Annotated in this window: 3 protein-coding genes and 2 pseudogenes; 4 read left to right on the top strand and 1 reads right to left on the bottom strand. The window is 56.5% G+C overall.

Features of this window, described 5'->3' with window-relative positions:
- Positions 1-242: pseudogene (locus JTP94_RS25205) on the top strand (hypothetical protein); the annotation flags it as partial.
- Between the two features lie 928 nt (positions 243-1,170).
- On the opposite strand, the gene JTP94_RS25200 reads toward JTP94_RS25205, so the two are convergent.
- Complete coding sequence (locus tag JTP94_RS25200; RefSeq protein ID WP_204853170.1) at positions 1,171-1,422, bottom strand: helix-turn-helix transcriptional regulator; 252 nt, start codon at positions 1,420-1,422, stop codon at positions 1,171-1,173.
- Positions 1,423-1,547: 125 nt separating this feature from the next.
- On the opposite strand from JTP94_RS25200, the gene JTP94_RS25195 reads away from it, so the two are divergent.
- The 3 genes and pseudogenes from JTP94_RS25195 to JTP94_RS25185 all read left to right on the top strand — a co-directional run.
- A complete protein-coding gene (locus JTP94_RS25195; RefSeq protein WP_204853169.1) occupies positions 1,548-2,312 on the top strand; it encodes a hypothetical protein in 765 nt (254 codons plus the stop codon).
- Between the two features lie 5 nt (positions 2,313-2,317).
- Positions 2,318-2,587, top strand: a complete 270-nt coding sequence (locus JTP94_RS25190; RefSeq protein ID WP_204853168.1) for a hypothetical protein — start codon at positions 2,318-2,320, stop codon at positions 2,585-2,587.
- Between the two features lie 336 nt (positions 2,588-2,923).
- Positions 2,924-3,014 (top strand): annotated as a pseudogene (locus JTP94_RS25185) (IS6 family transposase); the annotation flags it as partial.

Below are 3,014 nucleotides of genomic sequence, written 5' to 3'. Positions count from 1 at the left end.
TGTGGATCGTCTTTCCGATCTTCTCGTCCATGGTTGCGAACCTCGGCGAACGCCAAGAGATTCCGGTGTCTAGCCTGATTGCCGTGCTTTCTGGCACCGTCGTTCTTCAAGCGAGCTATTGGGCAAGGATGCGGTGGGGATCCGATAGCTCTGGCCGTTTTTCAGCAGCTGCAGCAAGAATGAATGTCTGGCACGTCGCAGATGATCAAATAGCACATCATAGACCACATCGATCGTCATGATCACATTAACGACCAACCATCCCAACCAAAGATCCATTCATGAATGCAGTTTGCCGGGTATCGGCAGACCGCAGAACGTTCTTTCGATACCCACAAAGAAGTTGCAATCCGCGCAGCTACCCATAGGGGGATCTGGTGAGTGAGGCGGCCGCCCAGCCCCACTTGCTGAGCGTTAGTCTAAAAACTCCTGGTATTGTGCCGTCGGCAGAACCCTGGAGTATAAGGACTGCCATAGGAGGAGCACCCTCGCCTGCCGCTCGCGGCAAGCACGGACCGCACGGCAACATCGTTCAAGCGTTGCGAGACATGCGCTTCAAGGTGATAAACTGGAGAAGCATCGGTGTCGGCGGCTTTGCCGTGACGGTGTACGTACGCAAATGGCGTGATCGGCCGGATGACTTCGAAGAATAAATCGACTGCCACGGAACCTTCGCGGCTTAGCGGTTCAACCGTCAGCACGGTGCAGACAGAACGCTCGACGGGTCAGACTCATGGAACGGCGATCCGGGCGTATTCGGGCCGCTCTCATCCAGTGCTTTCACAGCGGCGGCACGCCCGTCATGCTGGGGTGACATTGCATTTGAATTGGGCTTCATTGACGTTCGAAGCCAGTTGGAATGCTCAATCGTCTGGCGTTCGTAGCTACGCCGGCAGTGATTTTTGAGACACACTTACCCGCATAATTGGCCGATCGCCCGGCACCACCCGCAATAAAAATGACAGCGAATGCACGCGAGGCGATCAGTAGCAAGCCGATCTTTGTTATGCTGAAGCCAGGCATATCGAGTGCAAACGAACGACAGCTTGGAAGACAATGAAACGTCGGTTCTTGTTGTCGCCGGCCGGTTCCGCTCCGCAATATAAATAGCGGAAGCAGCACCACATCGGCCATTAGCCTTTGCGTCAACGCCTCGCAATCGGGTGATGCTTATGACGATATGGCTCGCTTGGCTAGCCGCACGCCGGCACCCCCACCATTTTCCGGAATGAACTCTACGCCGGCAGCTTCCAATGCCGCAGACAACAGCTTGAGTGTTGTGTCGCGTGGGATTGTTTGAGAGGTCTCGATCCTGGCGAGAGTCCGCACTGTTACCCCCGACGCTCTGGCGAGATCCTCTCGTGTCCAATCAATCAGCGCTCGGGCCGCTCGGATCTGCTCAGGCAGAATGTCCTTTTTCATGACATTTTTCACTTGCTAATGTCACTAAAAGTGACATATTGGTCGCACAATACAAATTGACCGGGCAAGGTGCTCGAACACCGTGCCCGGTCTAACCACAACCTAAGCTTCTGGGAGCTCGGATCATGGCTGATACCGACAATACACGATTCTGTCCATCCGTCACACGCAGGACGCTGATGACCGGCACCTTGGCGGCGACCGCCGCATGGCCGTTTCATAGCGATGCGGCGGCGGCCGAAACAGAAGGATTGGAGATGGACCTATCCTCTCTCGATCCCGCTTTGGCACTGTGGCTCGAATGGAAAGCGGCATGCCGGGAGGTTGAAGCACTTGCCCGAAAAGAGCGGAAGCTGGAGTTCAAGCTGGTTCAAGATATCGGATACCCCTGCGCATTTTTAGAAATCCCGAACGACATGGAACGCCTCTCCGTCTTCTCGCTGGAGCAGATCGACGAACTTCTCGGCGATAATCCCGCTACGCCAGATATCCGTATCATGGCCGAGGCGGAGCTTGCGGCTCATCAAGCCCGCTGGGATGCGGCCGATAAAGAAATCGGCTGGTCCGCCGTCAAGGGACAGAAGGTAAGGGCCGTCGAGCGCGAGGAGGCATTGGCCGATGCGATGATCGGCATGCCCGCCATGACGATCGCTGGTATCGCGGCCAAACTTGATATCGTTCTGCGCGAAGGCGAGACCTGGGAAGACAGTTCGGACTTTCCCTGGCCACAGATCCGCTCGGCGCTCAATGACATAATCCGCATCGAACGGGTCGTACATCCGGATACGCTGATGCCGGGCGGTGACCATGAAGGCCCCTACCCGCGCCAGCACGGCGGCGGGTATTCCATGCGGATCGACAAACCTATCCACGCCGGTGCGGGAGTATGAGGAATATGGAAAACGGAGGCAATTCTCACGGGGCGCGGCCGGAGAAGCGAACAGCGGCGATTGACCGATGCGGCAGGCTTGCCTTACCGGGGGATTTTTATCAGGCAACTAGTGCAATCCGGGAAGACGTTACGCCGCAGGCCATGGCCCGGCTCATCATCGATCTCTTCGGCCCCGCCGCCATCACCGCCGCTGCATGGTGTGCCTTCTCCGCCTATTGCGAAGCCGAAGAAGTCGAATATAGGTTCTGGTTTGCCGTGTTCAGCCGGTTCTGATGGGATGGACGCCCCGACGGCATCTGTTCCGAAGGGAATTCGATTGCTTGGCGTAACGCTTTCGTCTCTCGTTGCGGTCGATGAAGGAAACGAACCTCAGCTCACCCTTGCCCTTTGAGCAATCGGCCTCAATACCAACGAAAGCCTGGCACGGGACGAGGTGCGACAGGCTATTCTGAAAGCTCCAATCAACAGTTTGGAGAGGAGGCGTGGCTCGGTTAGCCTTGCGCGACGATCGATCAATTCTCCGGCACGGTCTCCTCAAACGCCCTCGATACCTTCAAGCGGTGATGTCAGGTCAACTCCGATTGAAGGTGATGGTCGTTAGCTGGCGCCATGATCCGGAATCCTGTCGGTTATAAACGCCATCGTTTCCCGCCTTCTGTAATTGCGCACGCGGTTTGGCTCTACTTCCGATTTCCGTTGA

Source organism: Martinezella lusitana (genome assembly GCF_016901135.1).
GTDB lineage: Bacteria > Pseudomonadota > Alphaproteobacteria > Rhizobiales > Rhizobiaceae > Rhizobium > Rhizobium lusitanum_D.
Note: the sequence above shows the minus strand (reverse complement) of the source record. Positions and strands in the feature narration are given on the sequence as shown.

Excerpts from the sequence above, each read along its gene's own strand:
- JTP94_RS25200 (WP_204853170.1), bottom strand. The coding sequence starts at position 1,422 with ATGAAAAAGGACATTCTGCCTGAGCAGATCCGAGCGGCCCGAGCGCTG.
- JTP94_RS25195 (WP_204853169.1), top strand. The coding sequence starts at position 1,548 with ATGGCTGATACCGACAATACACGATTCTGTCCATCCGTCACACGCAGG.
- JTP94_RS25190 (WP_204853168.1), top strand. The coding sequence starts at position 2,318 with ATGGAAAACGGAGGCAATTCTCACGGGGCGCGGCCGGAGAAGCGAACA.